The organism is Zavarzinella sp. (genome assembly GCA_041399155.1).
Classification (GTDB): domain Bacteria; phylum Planctomycetota; class Planctomycetia; order Gemmatales; family Gemmataceae; genus JAWKTI01.
In genome coordinates, this window is record JAWKTI010000001.1 from 831,182 (window position 1) to 846,967 (window position 15,786).

Consider the following 15,786-nt stretch of genomic DNA (forward strand, 5'->3'; position numbering starts at 1 on the left):
CAGACTTGACTTTCTGGAAGCCTTAACGTGTTTTCCATTCTCGCCACAGATGGCCGAACTGGTCAACACAGATCAATTCCGTTGCAGAGACAGAACGGATTTTGTACGAGTAGTACTGGTTGTTCATATCTCTGTCGGTGGAGGCAGTGACCTTCGCAAGGATCACCCCATTATCCAATTTCCATGTTCCGCTTGATTGCACATCGGGATTCAACAGTTTGCCGATCCGCTTTTTGTATTTTCTCAACGAGCTGAAGGTCCCATCATCGTTTAACGTAATCAAGTGAATCCAGTCTTCCGACTGATGGCCCCAGGTGCCAATCAGCTTTTTCCGAGCATCATCGTCTTTCGGTGGGTTGACAGGCGCAGGTGGTACTGGCGGGCGAATGGGGGCGTTTCCAATAGAACTGATCCGTTTCAGAGTCATCATCAATTGCCCCGACCCAGCCTTGGCTGAAAATTCGCCGGGGCGGTTCCTGGCATCCGCATTACCGAAACACAACAGCAGGGTATCATCGTTATGAATAAAGATCCCCTTGCCGTTCAGTTTGTCGGAGCCGCCGAGATCAATTTCTTTCGGCGAGACTTTCTCATTCAGCGTGAACAGCAGCGTTTTCGTTTCATTGGTGCCTGGCTTACTGAACTCAATGAGTTGTTCTTTGATGGTAATCGTCCCACCTGCCACATATTTTGAAGAAATTTCGTTGTCGGAAATGATGAGACCATCTTCGAGGATCGAGGTGATCTTCCAACTTCCCTGAAGGTTAGTGCCGCTGGACTGTGCGTAGCTGACCTGTGCGAACAGGCAGAACGAGATGCTGTAGAGAATGTTCAACTTCATCAGTAATCCTGGAAGAGTATACATGGCTTCAGTCTAAGCTGAAGCATCGTTGCAATCGTAACCGGGGAATTTTTCTTCGTCAATGCTGATCAGTGTGCCGGAAGTCTCTTCCATTGAAAATCTCAAAGACACTCACACGCGGGACCACTGGCAGGCATGTTTTAAACCAAAATCAGTTTGAAATTCGGTGTTTCTGGTATTTTTCGATCCAACCGCGGCTAATGCCGTCGGCTCACAAACCCAACCGAGGTTGAGTTTCAGACAGACTTTAAAACACCGATTTTCATATGAAATTGGGTTTCGATGGGCTTTCCTGTCTGAAATTTCAATGGTAAATCTATGAATGGAAAGGTACAATCCAAATCAATTATCTCTTACGACACAACCGGTCACTTCATGGTTTCATTTGACTATCTGCCAAAAGGACTGAATGCACTCAGCAGAGCACACCTGGTGAATTCCATGGCGGGGCACCTGGGAGCGGCGGTAATTGCTGGCTACTTTATTGCAGAACAGCATCCCAATCTGGACGCGAAAGTTTATACAGGTATTGAAGGTGAACTGGAGCGGATTATTCGTGGAGAATCAGTTTTCAGCCCACGAAAAAACTCGCCGGTCACTGTGAAAGAGCTGTTTCAGGCATATCCGAAGGAACCAGCGAAACCGACACTGATTCGGAATATTGCGGACTCGCTGGAAAAGAATATTTCAGAAACCAGACAATCCGGTCACAATGTGATTTTTGCGTCCATTGCTATCCGTGCCTTAAAAGATCACGAAGATCTCGCAACGACTTCGGTAATCAATGGTATCTGCAAATTGATGGAACAGTTTAACGCTGCCAATGCAGGCAGTGGTTATTACGGCAAAGAGCGTGGTCGCATTTACGCCAATAAAATCGTTATCCCGAAAGAAAAGCAACGTAAACCATACACCACGTTAGCACAAATGGCCGAAGCGGTGCTGGATGAGTTAATTCAGTTTCAAGGTGAACGGCGGGATGGTTTTGGCGGGCTGTGGCATGTCATCAACCATGGAGCTGCACTGGCAGAATTAAGTAGTTATGGATTTGGAGATCTTGCCAGAAAAGGCATTCCAGCTCATTTTCACCACATGGAGTTGTATCGCACTTTACCTGATGTTTCTGATGAATTCGGCAAAGAGACAAAATCGAAATATGATCCCCACAGTGCTGAGTACTGGAAACAAGATGATCTGCGCCGGGATCGGGCACACCTGGATCATCGTATTAAAACGATCTATGGATTTGATGCGTTGGCAGAACTGGTAGCCGATGAAGAAAAACGCAAAAAAGCCATATTAAAAATGCGTTATTTGATGTAGCCAGGAGCAATTCTTCGACTGTTCGCAACTACCTCTTCCCAATTTCCATGGTCTGGCAAAGCGTCTGATTACTTTTGCTGGTGTTGTCTGAAAAGACTCGATCGCCTTTTAGGGGAGTTCATCATGGCATCAACAACGACCAGAAACAGCTACCGATTAATGAACATAATTTCATAATCCCTGTGGCATCTTAGAATTTTGTAGCATCTTACTGCATTCGATAGTAAAAAACCTTTCACGCAAACATGCTTTGAGATTTGCCGAAATGACCGACCTGCCAACGTTGTTAGAACAATTACGCCAAGCTCGTGTGCTCAATAACCAGCAAATCGCAGAACTTGTGGCACTACCAGAATATCTCAATGGCAATTCTGAAGGATTTTTGCAGCAGATTCTTGCTCGTGGCTGGATTAATAATTTTCAACGGGATGCCATTTACGATGGCCGGGCCAGCGATCTGCTGATTAATGGCTACCAGTTGCTGGCGGTGCTGCAGGCGGGTAGCGATGGAACCCATTATCTGGCCTTTCATCCCAGCTTAAACAAAAATATCGATCTTTGGTGCGTCAATCCTGCCTGGCTGGGCACAGAATCAGTGGGGGATTTTGTCCAGCGCTGCGAACAAGTCACCAATCTGAACTTTCCGGAAATTCGCACTGTTTACGATATTTTCGTGCACCAGGAAACGCCTTTTGTGGTGCAGGATTTTCTGGAAGATGCCCATCTGGCAAGCATGATTGCCGAAATGGGGCCGTTACCACTGATTCTGGCAAACGATTATGCCCGACAGGCGGCAACCGGTTTAGCTGCTGCCCACGAACGTGGGATCGTCCATGGCAAGTTGTCTCCTCGGTCGCTGATCGTGGCACCTGCCAAAAAAGGGGTCGATCAGAACGGCAGAGTCACGTTCCGACCGCTGCCAGGTGCCATTGTGCAACTGGTGGGGATCGGTTTGCAGCCACTTCGCCCACCCCTGAGCCAGATCCATGGTGAGCAGGAAGCAGAATTTGCTGAAATTGTTGATTTTCTGCCACCAGAACGATTGCTGGATGCTCAACCCGACAAAGCGTGGGATATTTATGGTCTGGGTACAACCTTGTTTTACCTGCACACCGGCAAAAAACCGTTGGGTGGGTTATCGTTTACCGATGCGTTGCTGCAACTACACCACGCCAATCCAGAATCTCTGCACGCAATCCGCCCGGATTTACCAGAGGAACTGGTGCAGTTGATCCATGCGATGATGAGCCGGATTCCCGCAGAACGGCCTTCCATTTCAGAAGTGGTGGCAGTACTGGCCCGACAACAGGGGGTAAAATCACCTTCTCCGCAGGAACCCAGCCCACCCGGAGTGATGTTAGCCAGCGAAACAGGCTCGGATTTAACGGCACCACCCGTCGCCGAACCAGTGGGCCAACCAGTGCAGAACTGGGAGCAGGTGCAGCATATTCCCACGGGTGAGATGCTGCCTACTTTTGAACCACTGAACGAACATGATTTTCACGCGATTTCCCAAGGGGGGTATGATCATGCGGATGCATTCACCCATGACGAACTGGGTGCGGATGAGCCACGGGTAAGACGCACCCCACCACCCACGAAGGGGATCAATAAAATGTGGATCTTTGGGGGCTTAGCGCTTCACATTACTGCAACAATCGTTTGTATTGGTGGTCTGACAGGTGCGTTCAGCAGTTGTACCAGCGACGAAAAGGAAGAAGAACCGAAAGTTCAGAAAGTCGAGAAAGCACCCACTGCGAAGCCGACACCCAAGAAAAGACCTCGAAGAAACGAACCATAATTCCACATTCAGCTATATAAGCGATTGTTTATGATTAATTCGGTGGTTCTGTTAACTGACCCACGTTACGAGTTGCAGCATTCGGAAGATTGGTACGTCCAGAACATCCTTTTGGAAGACCAGTTACTGGCTACTGAGCTGCAACGACTCGGTATTCGTTCGCGTCGGTGTGCGTGGTCGAATTATGTTCCCCTCTCGGGTGGGGATCAGTAACTGCTGTTTTTTCGCTCCACGTGGGATTTTTTTGATCGGTTTGAGCAGTTTTCGGCGTGGCTGAAATCACTGAACGGATTGCCCACGTTAAATCCGTTGCCACTGATTGAGTGGAATACCGACAAGCAATATTTGAAAGACCTTCGCGAATCCGGGGTGGCAATTCCGGAAACCCGTTTCATTCAGCAGGATTCCGAGATTTCGCTCGAGTCCTTGTTCCTGGGTACCGGTTTTGCAGACGCAATTATCAAACCATTCGTTGGTGGTGCTGCGAAATCGACCTTTCGCATCGCTGTCAACGATTCCCCACAGTGGGAGACAACGTGGCAAAACTGTCTGGCCCAGGGTGGCATGCTGTTTCAGGAGTTCGAGCCCGCAATTCAGCATAATGGTGAGATTTCTCTCATTTATTTTGGTGCGGAATACTCCCACGCGGTGATCAAGCGGGCAAAAGCAGGCGACTTTCGCGTTCAGGATGACCACGGTGGCACCGTTGCTGTTTATCATCCCAGTAAACATGCTGTCGAAATCGGTAGGCAAATCCTGTTGCAGGCCCCACAATTGCCTGCCTATGCCCGAGTGGATTTGTTGCCCGCTGATTACGAAACGTACTTGCTGATGGAACTAGAATTAATCGAACCGGAGTTGTTTATGAGGTTTGCACCACCGAGTGCGGGGAAATTTGCCCACGTGGTAAAGAATTATATTATTTCAATTTAGCAATATTGTAAATTTGCGATATTGAAACATTGTTATATAGGTGAATTTCTGTGTTTCATATGAGTTTTTAGAGAATATTTTCGCTGGTAGTGCGTCTACATCTATATGGACGTAATGATGACAGTCCCACGCTCAGGTTTTGTCATCACCAGCATCAAACTGTTGGTTGGGAGACCGGATTTCGTTTGATGGAGAATGCCAAAAACCCAATGGAGTTCGTTGGGGATGGGAAATTAATTGAACTGGCGATCACGGGAGATCGACCGGCACTCAACCATATTTTCCAAAAATACCGCGACGATGCCTATCGGGTGGCGTACCGTTTGTTGGGAAACAAGGAAGACGCACTGGATGCCATTCAGGAAGGATTTACGAAAGTTTTTCTGAAGTTGGAGACGTTTGAGTTTCGCAGCAGCCTGAAAACCTGGATTTTGCGTATTGTCACGAATTCTGCATTAGATTATGGTCGGAAGCGGCAGCGGGCGAAAACGCTGGTAGAACGTGCGGGAAGTGAAGAATTTCAGGAATCCCCACCACGCATGGTGGAAGATCCTGCAAATGTGGCAGAGTACAGTGAAATGCGCTCGTCGCTCAACGGGGCTCTGATGCAACTGCCTGAAGCACAGCGTTCCGCTTTTACGCTTCATGTGGATGGGGGGCTTTCTTACGCGGAAATTGCAGAAGTTCTGGAAATTTCCATTGGTACGGTAATGAGTCGGTTGTTTTATGCCCGACAGAAATTAAAGGGGTTGCTGAGTTGGCAGGTGGAATCATGACAGACAGGGAATTCGAGGATCGCGATGTGCTGGTGGCCGGGCTGGTTGATGGTGAATTGACTGCAGCCGAGTCTCGCGATGTTATTCTGGCGATCGAGTCATCGCCAGCCCTGGCTGAAGAACTGGCGAATCAGCGCAACTTCTCTCGCAACAGTGAGTTATGGCGACTGGTTGCCCCACCAATGCCAGATGCAGCCGATTGGGCTCGTGTGCAGCACAACGTAATGCCCGCACCCCACGGTGGGGCGTTGCCACGTCGCTGGTGGGTGAATGGTTTCGCTGGTTTGCTGGCAGCAGCAGCCTGTGTGGCACTCTGGTTCGCATACTCTGGCGAAACGTTACAGGTAAGAACGGGCACCTACACCGTGCAGGCAGACTGGGAACCGATTGTGATGGCACAGCCAGAAGATATTCAGATTCTTGTCTTACCAGAATCAGCCGTATCAGCACTTCTGGTTGGAGAGCACCCGTTACAGGATGAAATACCGGTTTTTGCTCAAACAGCAGACATCAAGGTTCTTGGTTATGGCGACGATAATCAATTATTGAATACAAACGTCTGGAATCCCGAAGATCAATCGGCGACACCAGTTTTATTCAGGGCTTGGCAGGGTCGTTAATCAAATGAAACTACACGCAAGTCTGTTCTTCGTTCTGCTGACGTGCTTTACCGCACTGACCCCCACCGCGGGCCTGGCGGACGAAAAGATCCGCATTCAGGTCATGTCGGTGCTGGCCTGTTCGAGGAAGGCACCATCCGACGATCGGATGAAAGAGCTGGCGAAAGTACTGCAAAAAACATACCCGGAGCTGACCTGCGTCGATCTGGCCCAGACGGCAACAGCCACCATCAAAGTTGGTGAAACAGCCTCCCTGGCACTGATCGACGGCCTGGAGATGAAAATTACCATCACCAGCGTGGAAAATAACGTGATCATTCTGAAAATCCACCCACCCAAAGTGGAACAAATCACGTACAAATCAAGTTGCGGTTGTTATTTCCCCATAGTAACACCCTACCAGAACAAACAGGGCCGCCGCCTGATCGTCGCAATCATGGTCAAACAATGCGACAGCGCCCCACCGAAGTGATCATCGTCTGACATTCTACCGTAGCATTTCTGTAACCATTTTGTGCAGTTTGTTGTTAAGGAGGAATGAACATGATTGCTACTGGAATGGATGACAACCAAAACCCCAGAGGTGAAAGCCTTCGTGACCGCCAGAGGGCATACATTCAGGAAGGCCTGCCAGGTTTACCCATATCGGAACTGATTAATTGTCTCTCTGAAGCAGCCTTTCAATTGGACGATCGCACGAATCCCCACGGGAATATCAAGCCGGATACGATTATCGTGGATGAAGATAGTGTCATTCTGGTTGATCATCTGGACGAACTGTTCTCATCGAACAAGGAGACCGCGATTTCTGGAACGCCAATTTATATGGGCCCAGAAGTGTGGCGAGGAACACGGTTGCCCCACAGCGACCAGTATGCGTTGGCTTGTACCTATGCAGAACTTCGCACTGGCCACCCGCCCTTCATTGAGTCTGGCATCCTGGAGTTGATGCGGGCACATCTGGAGTGCAAACCGGATCTCACCGGTTGCCACGATGCGGAACGCCGCGTACTGGAAAGAGCCTTAGCAAAGGGTCCCGACAAGCGATATCCTTCGTGTGTCCGTTTCGTTGAGGAACTTAGACAAGCGGTGGCTTAGAGACTCCATGAGGTAGCTGCTGACAATTCAATTTAACCCACATCCCCGCAAAATAGGTCAACTTGATTGGGTGGCCACGGACATAAAGTTTACTTTTGCTATAATCTTAGTAGGGATAGGATCCCTTTTTACTCTCTTGTAGACGAAATACAGAATGACAAACGAGACCGAAAATACCCCACCGGAACCAAAATTATCACCTGTCGAAGGGATTAAATCCGCTTCTCGCTGGCTGCGTGGGCCGTTGATGGACGAACTGCAGCAGGATACGGATCATTTTTCCGAAGATGCCAAGCAATTATTAAAATTTCATGGCAGTTACCAGCAGGAAGACCGCGACGCTCGGAAAAACCGCAGCAAAGAGGGGGTCGGCAAACATTACATGTTTATGATCCGCCTGAAATTACCTGGCGGAACGATGACTGGTGCCCAGTATCTGGCAATGGACGAGATTGCGGACCGCCACGCCAACGGCTCCTTGCGGTTGACCACGCGGCAAAGCATCCAGTTTTATGGGATTCTGAAATCGAATCTGCGGCAGACAATTCGGGACATGAACGATGCCCTGATTTCCACTGTCGGTGCGTGTGGGGACATCAACCGGAATGTGGTCGCCTGCTCCGCCCCACTGGGTGATCAGCCACGAAAAGAAAACCAGCGACTGGCGCTGGAAATCGCTGCCCACCTGGCGCCACGGTCGAAGGCATACCACGATGTCTGGCTGAATGGAGAAAAAGTCAGTCCAGATGCCGAGCAGGAAGATGTAGAGCCGATCTACGGCAAAGTGTATCTGCCACGTAAGTTCAAGATTGCAATGGGTTTACCTCACGATAACTGTGTGGATCTCTTCGCACAGGACCTGGGGTTTCTCGCCCACATCGAAGGTGGGCAGGTGACCGGTTACAACGTCTCTGTCGGTGGGGGATTTGGTCGCACCGCAGGGAAAGCAGAAACTTTTCCCCACCTCGGTCAGATGCTGTGCCACGTCAGCCCGGACGAAGTGGTCGCCACCGCAGAAGCTGTGGTCAAATTTTACCGTGATCACGGCAATCGTGCCGACCGCAAACGAGCCCGCATCAAGTACGTAGTGCACGATTGGGGGATTGATAAAGTTCGCGAAGTGATTGCTCGCGATTATCTGCCCCACACATTGCGGATGCCAAAAGAATACGCCATTACTGGCGTTGATCTGCACCACGGCTGGCAGCCACAGGGCGATGGCAAGTGGTTTTTGGGCCTGAGCATCGCCAGCGGCCGGATTAAAGACGAAGGTAACTATCGCCTGCGCAGTGGTTTACGCAAAATCGTGCAGGATTACCGTGCGAATGTGAACATTACCACGCAGCAGGATTTGATTCTGGCTGATCTGGATCCCGCCCACCGTGGGGCAATCGATCAGTTGTTGGTGGAATACGGCATCCCTCGTCCCGAAAGCCTGCCACTGTTGCATCGCTGGAGCATGGCCTGCCCTGCGATCCCCACGTGCGGGCTGGCGATTTCGGAAAGTGAACGGGCTCTCCCACAGATTCTGGATGAATTCCAGTCCACCCTGGTGGAACTGGGGCTGGAGGAAGAAGCGATCAGCATTCGCATGACAGGCTGCCCCAACGGCTGTGCACGACCCTACAATTCGGATATTGGCCTGGTGGGCCGCAGTGGGGAGAAATACACCGTCTTCGTCGGTGGGGGGATTGCTGGTGACCGCCTGAACTTTGTCCTGCAGGACCTGGTCCCACGTGGAAATATTGTGCCAAACCTGAAAAAACTGTTTGTGGCTTACAAGTCGCAACGCCAGAATAATGAAGGCTTTGGTACCTGGTGTACCCGCACCAGCCTGGAAGAACTGCAAGCAATGTTTAATGCGTAAACACGTTCTGCAGGAAGATCGGGCTTTTCTGACTTTCATTTCGAATTCATTAAGCCTGCCTACATAGCCCGCAGCGTAAGCAAGGGTTCAGCCAGCAAGAACCCTTGCTTACGCTGCGGGCTATGTAGGAAAGCCTCGGATTGTTCAGGCTCTCATGGCTTTTGCCATGGGGTGCTGCCACCAATCTGAATCTGTTTTCGCAACGCTTCTGACATTTCATTCAATATCTTTGGTTCTTTCGTGGCGAGATTCACTTTCTCCTGCGGGTCATTTTTGAGATTGTAAAGTTCCAGCGGGTGATACGGGTCGTTCTGCATCAGCTTCCAATCGCCTCGGATCAGTGCCTCATAACTTTTACCACCGTATGTTTTGCCTCCTTCCCGGCGGGTAAAGTAAAGATCGCGAGGTGTGCTGATCGTACCACCTTTCAGAATCGGCACAAGGCTCTGGGCGTCGAGTTCTGCAGAGGTTTTTTGCCCCGCCAATTCCAGAAAAGTGGGAAACAGATCAAAATTGAGCCCCGCATAGTCGCTTTGGCTACCAGGTTTGATCTGAGCAGGCCAGCGGATCATGAATGGAACACGCAGCCCACCGTCATAGTGATCCTGTTTGCCACCCCGCCAGGGCGTATTGTTTTGGGCATGTGGGACCGAGCCACCGTTATCTGCACAATATACCACCACGGTATTCTCATCAAGTCCGGCTTGCTTGAGAGCTGCCAGTACCTGTCCAATCCGATCATCAAGATGCTCAACGAAAGCCACATTCTGTGCCCGTTTTTCAGAGAGGAGCGGATCCCGTTTCTTGACCTTTGCCAGCCAGTCTGCGGGTGGCTGAATCGGGAAGTGAGGGGCATTATAGGCCAGATACAGAAAGAATGGTTTCTTCTCTTTGGCACGCTCATGTAAATAATCAACGGCCCATTCGGTGAAAAGATCAGTTGCATGTCCCTTGGGATCAATCACCTGATCGTTCAGCCGCATGTAGTTGTTCCCATGGCGACGGTGCGTCGTATAGCTATCCATCATGTCACCAAGAAACCCGTGAAAATGGTCAAATCCACGCTCATTGGGTGTGTTGGGCGATTCCAGTCCAAGATGCCATTTCCCGATGATGCCTGTGTGATAGCCTATCTTCTTCAATTCATCGGCGATTGTTGGCACATTTGGTTTGAAATACCCCCATGAATCCTCCGGTTTGGTACGAATCACACCGGGCACACCCACACGATCTGGATACCGCCCGGTCAGCAATGCCGCCCGCGAAGGTGAACAAACCGTGCAATTTGCCCGCATTCGGGTAAAAAGCATGCCTTCTTTCGCAATTCGATCGATGTTTGGAGTCCGCACATCAGACGCTTGATATGTCGAAACATCCCCATACCCATGATCATCAGCAAAGATCAGCAGAAAATTCGGTGGTGCGGCGGACGACTTGACAACACAATTCAGCATGATTGCCAGTAACAAGAATGTTCTGCACATGAAATTATCCTTTCAAAGGTGGAAAAGGGTTTTGAGAGTTTTTCGCTATCGGTGGTACGCCCCCGGAGTGGCTGCAGGTTTCCGCGGCAACTTCACAAGCATGTTGCAAAATCTCTGCAAGTGGCTTCCGTTGTAGCAGTCCAACGACGAAAGCCGCAGTGAATGAATCACCAGCCCCAACGGTATCAACCACGGTCGTCGGGATACCGTTCTGGACAATTACCTGATCTGGAGTGACCAGCATCGCACCATCCGCACCGCATGTCATCACGACCATTTCCAGAGATCCAACGTTCAGGAGGCGATGAAGTGCTTCACGCTCTTCAGTCAAAATGATACCACAGGCAGAGCATACTGGTGCCAATTCATCGTCACTCAGTTTCAGAATGCTGGCGAGTTCAATTGATTCACGAATCAGATCAGCTTCATCGAACGGAGATCGCAGGTTGACATCCAGCACTCGGAGAATTTCTGCGTCTCGTGCAGTCGAAATCGCCTGTCGAATCGTCGCTCTGGACCGTGCACTGCGTTGCCCTAATGTGCCAAAGTAAATTGCATCCGCGGCACGGATTCGCATGTCGAAATCATCGTTCCAGGTGAGCCGATCCCAGGCACAATCTTCGTGGATGGTAAACGTGGGCTGGCCTTGAAGATCCAGCGTGACACGAACCGTACCAGTGGGGGCATCTTCAACAATTTGTACACAACTGACATCAATCTGATATTCTTTGAGCTTTTCCAGTGCTGCCCGCCCGTATTGATCACTTCCTACAGCGCTGATCAACGTAACATCCGCACCTCGTATAGCCGTGTGGCATGCAAAGTTTGCTGGCGCACCACCAAAGTGATCACCGTCTGGAAAGAGATCCCACAAAACCTCTCCAATCGAAATGATGGCTGGAATCTTCATTAGTGTGAGTTCCTGTAGCGTAGTTTGACTGGGATTCTCATTTTGAACGATGCAGGAAAAAGTAAAAATGCGTGCAGGCAGCGGAAAACCAACCTAAATTCTACCGGCCAGTTGTTAAACAAACTTCATCATCAGCTGGAAGTTATCGGCAAGGCTTTCCATGGGCAGGCCGATGACGTTGGTCACTGATCCGCGGGTGACGGTCAGGTAGGGGTCGTTGCGTTCATCGATGGCATATGCACCCGAACAGCCTTCCCACTGGCGGGTGTCGAGGTATTGCTCAATTTCTGCATCAGACAAGGCCTTCATTGCCACGGTGCTGCATTCCTGCCACTGAAACTGCACGTTGGACGAAGCCAGCCAGCAGCACACCCCCGTCCACAATTCGTGGGTCCTTCCTGAGAAACTTTTAATAATTCGGTGGGCATCCGCTCGATCAGTGGGCTTCCCAACCACTTGATTGTCAATCCAACTGACCGAATCGGCGGCAATAATCACGCCATCTTTCACTTTTGGTGCCACCGCAGCGGCCTTGATCCAGGCTACGTTCTGCACAAAATGCCGAATGTTGCCATCCACTGCTTCAGTGGGTTCTTCCACGTTCGGTGGGAGAACATCAAACTCGTAGCCAGCACGTTGCATCAGGTACCGCCGACCGTGGGAAGTACTGGCAAGGGTAATACGGAAAGGGAGTTTTGTTTCCATGATGAAAGGATAGCAAATAATAGAGGTTGCAGGCGATCCGGGGTTAATTCTGTCATACATTCCAGGCGATCACACTGTCGAATGTAGCTTGACTTACACCAGACATTGGTTTCGACGCCACCAGTTTGCCCATACGGGCCATGTTTGGTGGCAGAAGTACACAAGTAGGGTGCGACGCACGGTCGCCCCAATGCGACAGCCAGATGCAGTGGGCCCGTATCGTTGGAAACCATCACATCCGCAGCGGCAAGCAGGGCCACCAGTTGCGGTAAGTTGCTGCCACCACAGAAGTTACGTGCGGGGCCAGCCAGTTGGTTTCGCACCGTCTGGGCGATCTCCGCTTCATCGGCAGCCCCCACAAAGATGGCGGTGCCTCCAAATTGTTGCTGTGCCGCACGTGCCAGGTGGGCAAAGTGGGCCGGAGGCCAGCGTTTCGTCAGCCAGCGTGCCCCCACTCCAAACATCAGCCATGGACGTGGGCAATCGGCTAACTGCTGCCCCACCCATTCCTGTGCGGTGGGATCAACCGGCAGGTCGAACTTTTTCGGTAGATTTGCCCCACCCAGGGCTTCGATGACCAGCCAATAGCGATCAATTGCGTGCTGCCGATCGGCATTCGGGGTGGGGATCAGATCGGTATAACTGAGCTTACTTCCTTCTCGCGCAGTGCCTAACCCAACACGACGGGGTGCGGCCGTTGCCAGGCACATCAGACCGGTGCGGGCCAGTCCCTGTAGGTCGACTACCAGATCGAAGCGTCTCCGTCGCAGATCTTTCAAAAAATTGTACGAATAAGAAACTGTTTTGCCGATTCCCCCACGTAAGGCGGTGCGGTCAAATGGTATCACTTCGTCTAACGATTGGTGCTGTTCCAGGATGCTGAGGTATGCACGATTCGCCACCCAACTAATCATGGCAGTGGGGTATAGCATTCGCAGGGCATTCAGTACAGGTAGTGAATGGGCAATATCGCCCAACGCACTGGGCTTGATCAGGGCAATCCGCTGCGGTCGTAAATGGGAAAGGGGCGTGCGCTGGCGACGAAACATGATTCCTGATTATCCCGCCCTTTGGTTTTTTCTGGGCTGCCTATAGCTGATTTGTTTTACCATTTGAATCGATCATTGCCAATCGATGCACTGAACCTACACACACTTTCAGTTCCCTGACCCATTTTTTCAGCCCGTTTCGCAAAGTTGTGTTCTAGATTAAGTTTCTAAGGATCGTCTGACTTCGCCAACAGCAAGAAGTTGTTCCATGAATGTTGCTCGCACGCTACCGGTGGTGCTGGATGCCCGGGTATTGTCCGGTTCCGGTGGTGGCCCCGATAAAACGCTCATCAACTCCCCCGCCTACCTGCAGCGGGACGGTTACGTCATGCACTGTGCCTATCTGTGCGACCCAGCCGATACTGGCTTTCACAAATTGCAGGCCAAAGCCAGCCAGAAACAGGTGGAATTGATCCCCGTTCACGATCGTGGGCCGCTCGATTGGCAGATCATCCCACGGATGCTGGAAGTTTGTAAGTCGCACTGCGTGACGGTGTGGCACGGCCACGACTACAAATCAAACCTGCTGGGCCTGATCCTGAAACGGTTCTGGCCGATGCGACTGGTCACCACGCTGCACGGTTGGGTGCACCACACCAGCAGAACGCCCATCTACTACATGATTGACCGCTTGACCCTGCGCTATTATGAAAAGGTAATTTGTGTTTCCGATGACCTGATGGTGGCAGCACGTCAGGCGGGGGTGGCACCTTCACGATTGGTGCTGCTGGAAAATGGCATCGACCTGAACGATTATCGTAGACAACGAACGCCAGCAGAAGCCCGCCAGGCAATGGGCTTTTCCCCCCACTTCACGGTGGGTGCTGCGGGGCGATTATCGCCCGAAAAAGGCTTCGACATACTCATTAAAGCAGTCGATCAGCTTCATCGTGCGGGTTTGCACAATCTGCAACTGCTGATTGCGGGTGAAGGGGACGAACAGGCCAACCTGCAACGCCTGATTGATGGCTGCCTGTTGCCACAGCAGATTCAGTTGCTGGGTTATCGGTCGGATTTATTAAATTTGTATGAGACTTTCGATCTGTACGCACTCAGCAGTTATCGCGAAGGTCTGCCCAACGTGGTGTTGGAGGCACTGGCCATGCAAGTGCCAGTAATTGCCACGGCTGTGAATGGGATTCCAAAACTGATTCAGCACGAATCAAACGGAATTCTAATACCACCGGGTGAAATTTCAGCTCTGGCAGAAAGTATTCGTCGCTTGGTGCACGATGATTCGCTGCGGGTACAATTGGCCCAGGCGGGGCGAAAAACGGTAGAATCACGGTATAGTTTTGCCCGGCGGATGCAGAAACTGGCACAGATTTATGATGCCATGTTTCAGGGAGAGTGGAAATGACCTACCTGGTTACTGGTGCTGCGGGATTTATCGGTTCGCATCTGTGCGAAGCACTGCTCCAGGCAGGTGCCCACGTGCGTGGGGTGGATTGTTTTGTGCCATATTATCCGAAGCCCTTGAAGGATAAGAACTTAGCGTCGCTGCTGGCCCACCCGAACTTCCAGTTTTTCGCACGCGATCTACGCACGGACGAGCTGGCGGATGTGGTGGCTGATGTTGACGCCATTATCCATCTGGCGGCAATGCCGGGTCTGGTGGCCAGTTGGACTGATTTCGATCTGTATCAATCGTGTAACATCACCGCCACCCAGCGTCTGCTGGAAGCGTGCCGCACGGTGCCAGGGTTGAAGAGATTCATTTATGGTTCCACCTCATCGGTTTATGGCAAGTTCGCCAGTGGGGATGAAACCCTGCCCACCCGGCCAATTTCGCCTTATGGTGTTACCAAACTGGCTGGGGAGCATCTCTGCCGTGCGTACATGGATTCATTTTCGCTCCCCCTGGTGGTAACGCGATTCTTTTCCGTCTATGGGCCGGGCCAACGCCCCGACATGGCCTACCACATTTTCATGAAAGCGTTGCTGCACGGCACACCCATTAACGTGTACGGCGATGGCCAGCAGGTGCGTGGCAATACCTTCGTTACGGACTGCGTGCGGGCAATTATCCTGGCACTGAACAGCACCGTGGGGGAAGTTTACAACATCGGTGGCGGAGAAATGGTCAGCCTCCGTGATGTAATGAACAAGCTGCAAGTGCTTGCTGGTAAAGAATTTACGATTAATCAGCACTCCACGCGACCCGGGGATCAACGCCACACGTTTGCCGATACCACCAAACTGCAACGGCAACTGGGCTGGCAGGCTACCACAAGCATTGATGATGGCCTGGCTCAGCAGTGGCAGTGGATTCAACAGTTGTATGCGAATTGAAATAAAAACGGCTGAATGTTGATATGTCAAGTATTCGCCAGATCATGGCGAATGCCTGACATAACA

General features: G+C 51.1%; 16 protein-coding genes. 11 read left to right on the forward strand and 5 right to left on the reverse strand.

Features of this window, described 5'->3' with window-relative positions:
* Nucleotides 1–22: 22 nt before the first annotated feature.
* The gene (locus R3B84_03520; GenBank protein MEZ6139619.1) at nucleotides 23–841 is read right to left on the reverse strand and encodes a hypothetical protein; all 819 of its coding nucleotides are present in this window, start codon (nucleotides 839–841) and stop codon (nucleotides 23–25) included.
* Between the two features lie 339 nt (nucleotides 842–1,180).
* Between R3B84_03520 and R3B84_03525 the strand changes: the two genes are divergently transcribed.
* The 9 genes from R3B84_03525 to R3B84_03565 all read left to right on the forward strand — a co-directional run bounded on the left by R3B84_03525 (nucleotide 1,181) and on the right by R3B84_03565 (nucleotide 9,280).
* On the forward strand, nucleotides 1,181–2,185 hold the full coding sequence (locus tag R3B84_03525; protein ID MEZ6139620.1) for a hypothetical protein: 1,005 nt from the start codon (nucleotides 1,181–1,183) through the stop codon (nucleotides 2,183–2,185).
* A gap of 265 nt (nucleotides 2,186–2,450) precedes the next feature.
* Entirely contained in the window at nucleotides 2,451–3,986 is a 1,536-nt protein-coding gene (locus R3B84_03530; GenBank protein ID MEZ6139621.1) for a protein kinase, read from the forward strand.
* 42 nt (nucleotides 3,987–4,028) lie between these two features.
* Complete coding sequence (locus R3B84_03535) at nucleotides 4,029–4,199, forward strand: hypothetical protein (GenBank protein MEZ6139622.1); 171 nt, start codon at nucleotides 4,029–4,031, stop codon at nucleotides 4,197–4,199.
* Nucleotides 4,200–4,295: 96 nt separating this feature from the next.
* Nucleotides 4,296–4,919 (forward strand): hypothetical protein, encoded by a 624-nt coding sequence (locus tag R3B84_03540; protein MEZ6139623.1) that lies wholly within the window; start codon nucleotides 4,296–4,298, stop codon nucleotides 4,917–4,919.
* A gap of 188 nt (nucleotides 4,920–5,107) precedes the next feature.
* Complete coding sequence (locus R3B84_03545; GenBank protein ID MEZ6139624.1) at nucleotides 5,108–5,695, forward strand: RNA polymerase sigma factor; 588 nt, start codon at nucleotides 5,108–5,110, stop codon at nucleotides 5,693–5,695.
* Entirely contained in the window at nucleotides 5,692–6,315 is a 624-nt protein-coding gene (locus tag R3B84_03550) for a hypothetical protein (GenBank protein ID MEZ6139625.1), read from the forward strand. The genes R3B84_03545 and R3B84_03550 overlap by 4 nt, the downstream gene beginning before the upstream one ends.
* 4 nt (nucleotides 6,316–6,319) lie before the next feature.
* A complete protein-coding gene (locus R3B84_03555) occupies nucleotides 6,320–6,787 on the forward strand; it encodes a hypothetical protein (GenBank protein MEZ6139626.1) in 468 nt (155 codons plus the stop codon).
* A 71-nt stretch (nucleotides 6,788–6,858) separates the two neighbouring features.
* Nucleotides 6,859–7,413 carry a hypothetical protein gene (locus R3B84_03560; GenBank protein ID MEZ6139627.1) on the forward strand — a complete coding sequence of 185 codons (555 nt, stop codon included), beginning with the start codon at nucleotides 6,859–6,861 and terminating at the stop codon, nucleotides 7,411–7,413.
* A gap of 154 nt (nucleotides 7,414–7,567) precedes the next feature.
* Complete coding sequence (locus R3B84_03565; protein ID MEZ6139628.1) at nucleotides 7,568–9,280, forward strand: NADPH-dependent assimilatory sulfite reductase hemoprotein subunit; 1,713 nt, start codon at nucleotides 7,568–7,570, stop codon at nucleotides 9,278–9,280.
* A gap of 152 nt (nucleotides 9,281–9,432) precedes the next feature.
* Here the strand turns inward: R3B84_03565 and R3B84_03570 are convergent, their stop codons facing one another.
* The 4 genes from R3B84_03570 to R3B84_03585 all read right to left on the reverse strand — a co-directional run bounded on the left by R3B84_03570 (nucleotide 9,433) and on the right by R3B84_03585 (nucleotide 13,428).
* Complete coding sequence (locus tag R3B84_03570) at nucleotides 9,433–10,764, reverse strand: sulfatase-like hydrolase/transferase (protein MEZ6139629.1); 1,332 nt, start codon at nucleotides 10,762–10,764, stop codon at nucleotides 9,433–9,435.
* Between the two features lie 4 nt (nucleotides 10,765–10,768).
* Entirely contained in the window at nucleotides 10,769–11,674 is a 906-nt protein-coding gene (locus R3B84_03575) for a carbohydrate kinase (GenBank protein ID MEZ6139630.1), read from the reverse strand.
* A gap of 114 nt (nucleotides 11,675–11,788) precedes the next feature.
* Nucleotides 11,789–12,316: a Maf family protein gene (locus tag R3B84_03580; protein MEZ6139631.1), complete on the reverse strand. Its 528-nt coding sequence runs from the start codon at nucleotides 12,314–12,316 to the stop codon at nucleotides 11,789–11,791.
* Nucleotides 12,316–13,428, reverse strand: a complete 1,113-nt coding sequence (locus R3B84_03585; GenBank protein MEZ6139632.1) for a glycosyltransferase family 9 protein — start codon at nucleotides 13,426–13,428, stop codon at nucleotides 12,316–12,318. Before R3B84_03585 ends, R3B84_03580 begins: the two co-directional genes overlap by 1 nt.
* A gap of 208 nt (nucleotides 13,429–13,636) precedes the next feature.
* Here R3B84_03585 and R3B84_03590 point away from each other — a divergent pair, with 208 nt between their 5' ends.
* Nucleotides 13,637–14,788 (forward strand): glycosyltransferase, encoded by a 1,152-nt coding sequence (locus R3B84_03590; GenBank protein ID MEZ6139633.1) that lies wholly within the window; start codon nucleotides 13,637–13,639, stop codon nucleotides 14,786–14,788.
* Nucleotides 14,785–15,720, forward strand: coding sequence for a GDP-mannose 4,6-dehydratase (locus tag R3B84_03595; protein MEZ6139634.1), 936 nt, complete (start codon nucleotides 14,785–14,787; stop codon nucleotides 15,718–15,720). The genes R3B84_03590 and R3B84_03595 overlap by 4 nt, the downstream gene beginning before the upstream one ends.
* Nucleotides 15,721–15,786: the final 66 nt, after the last annotated feature.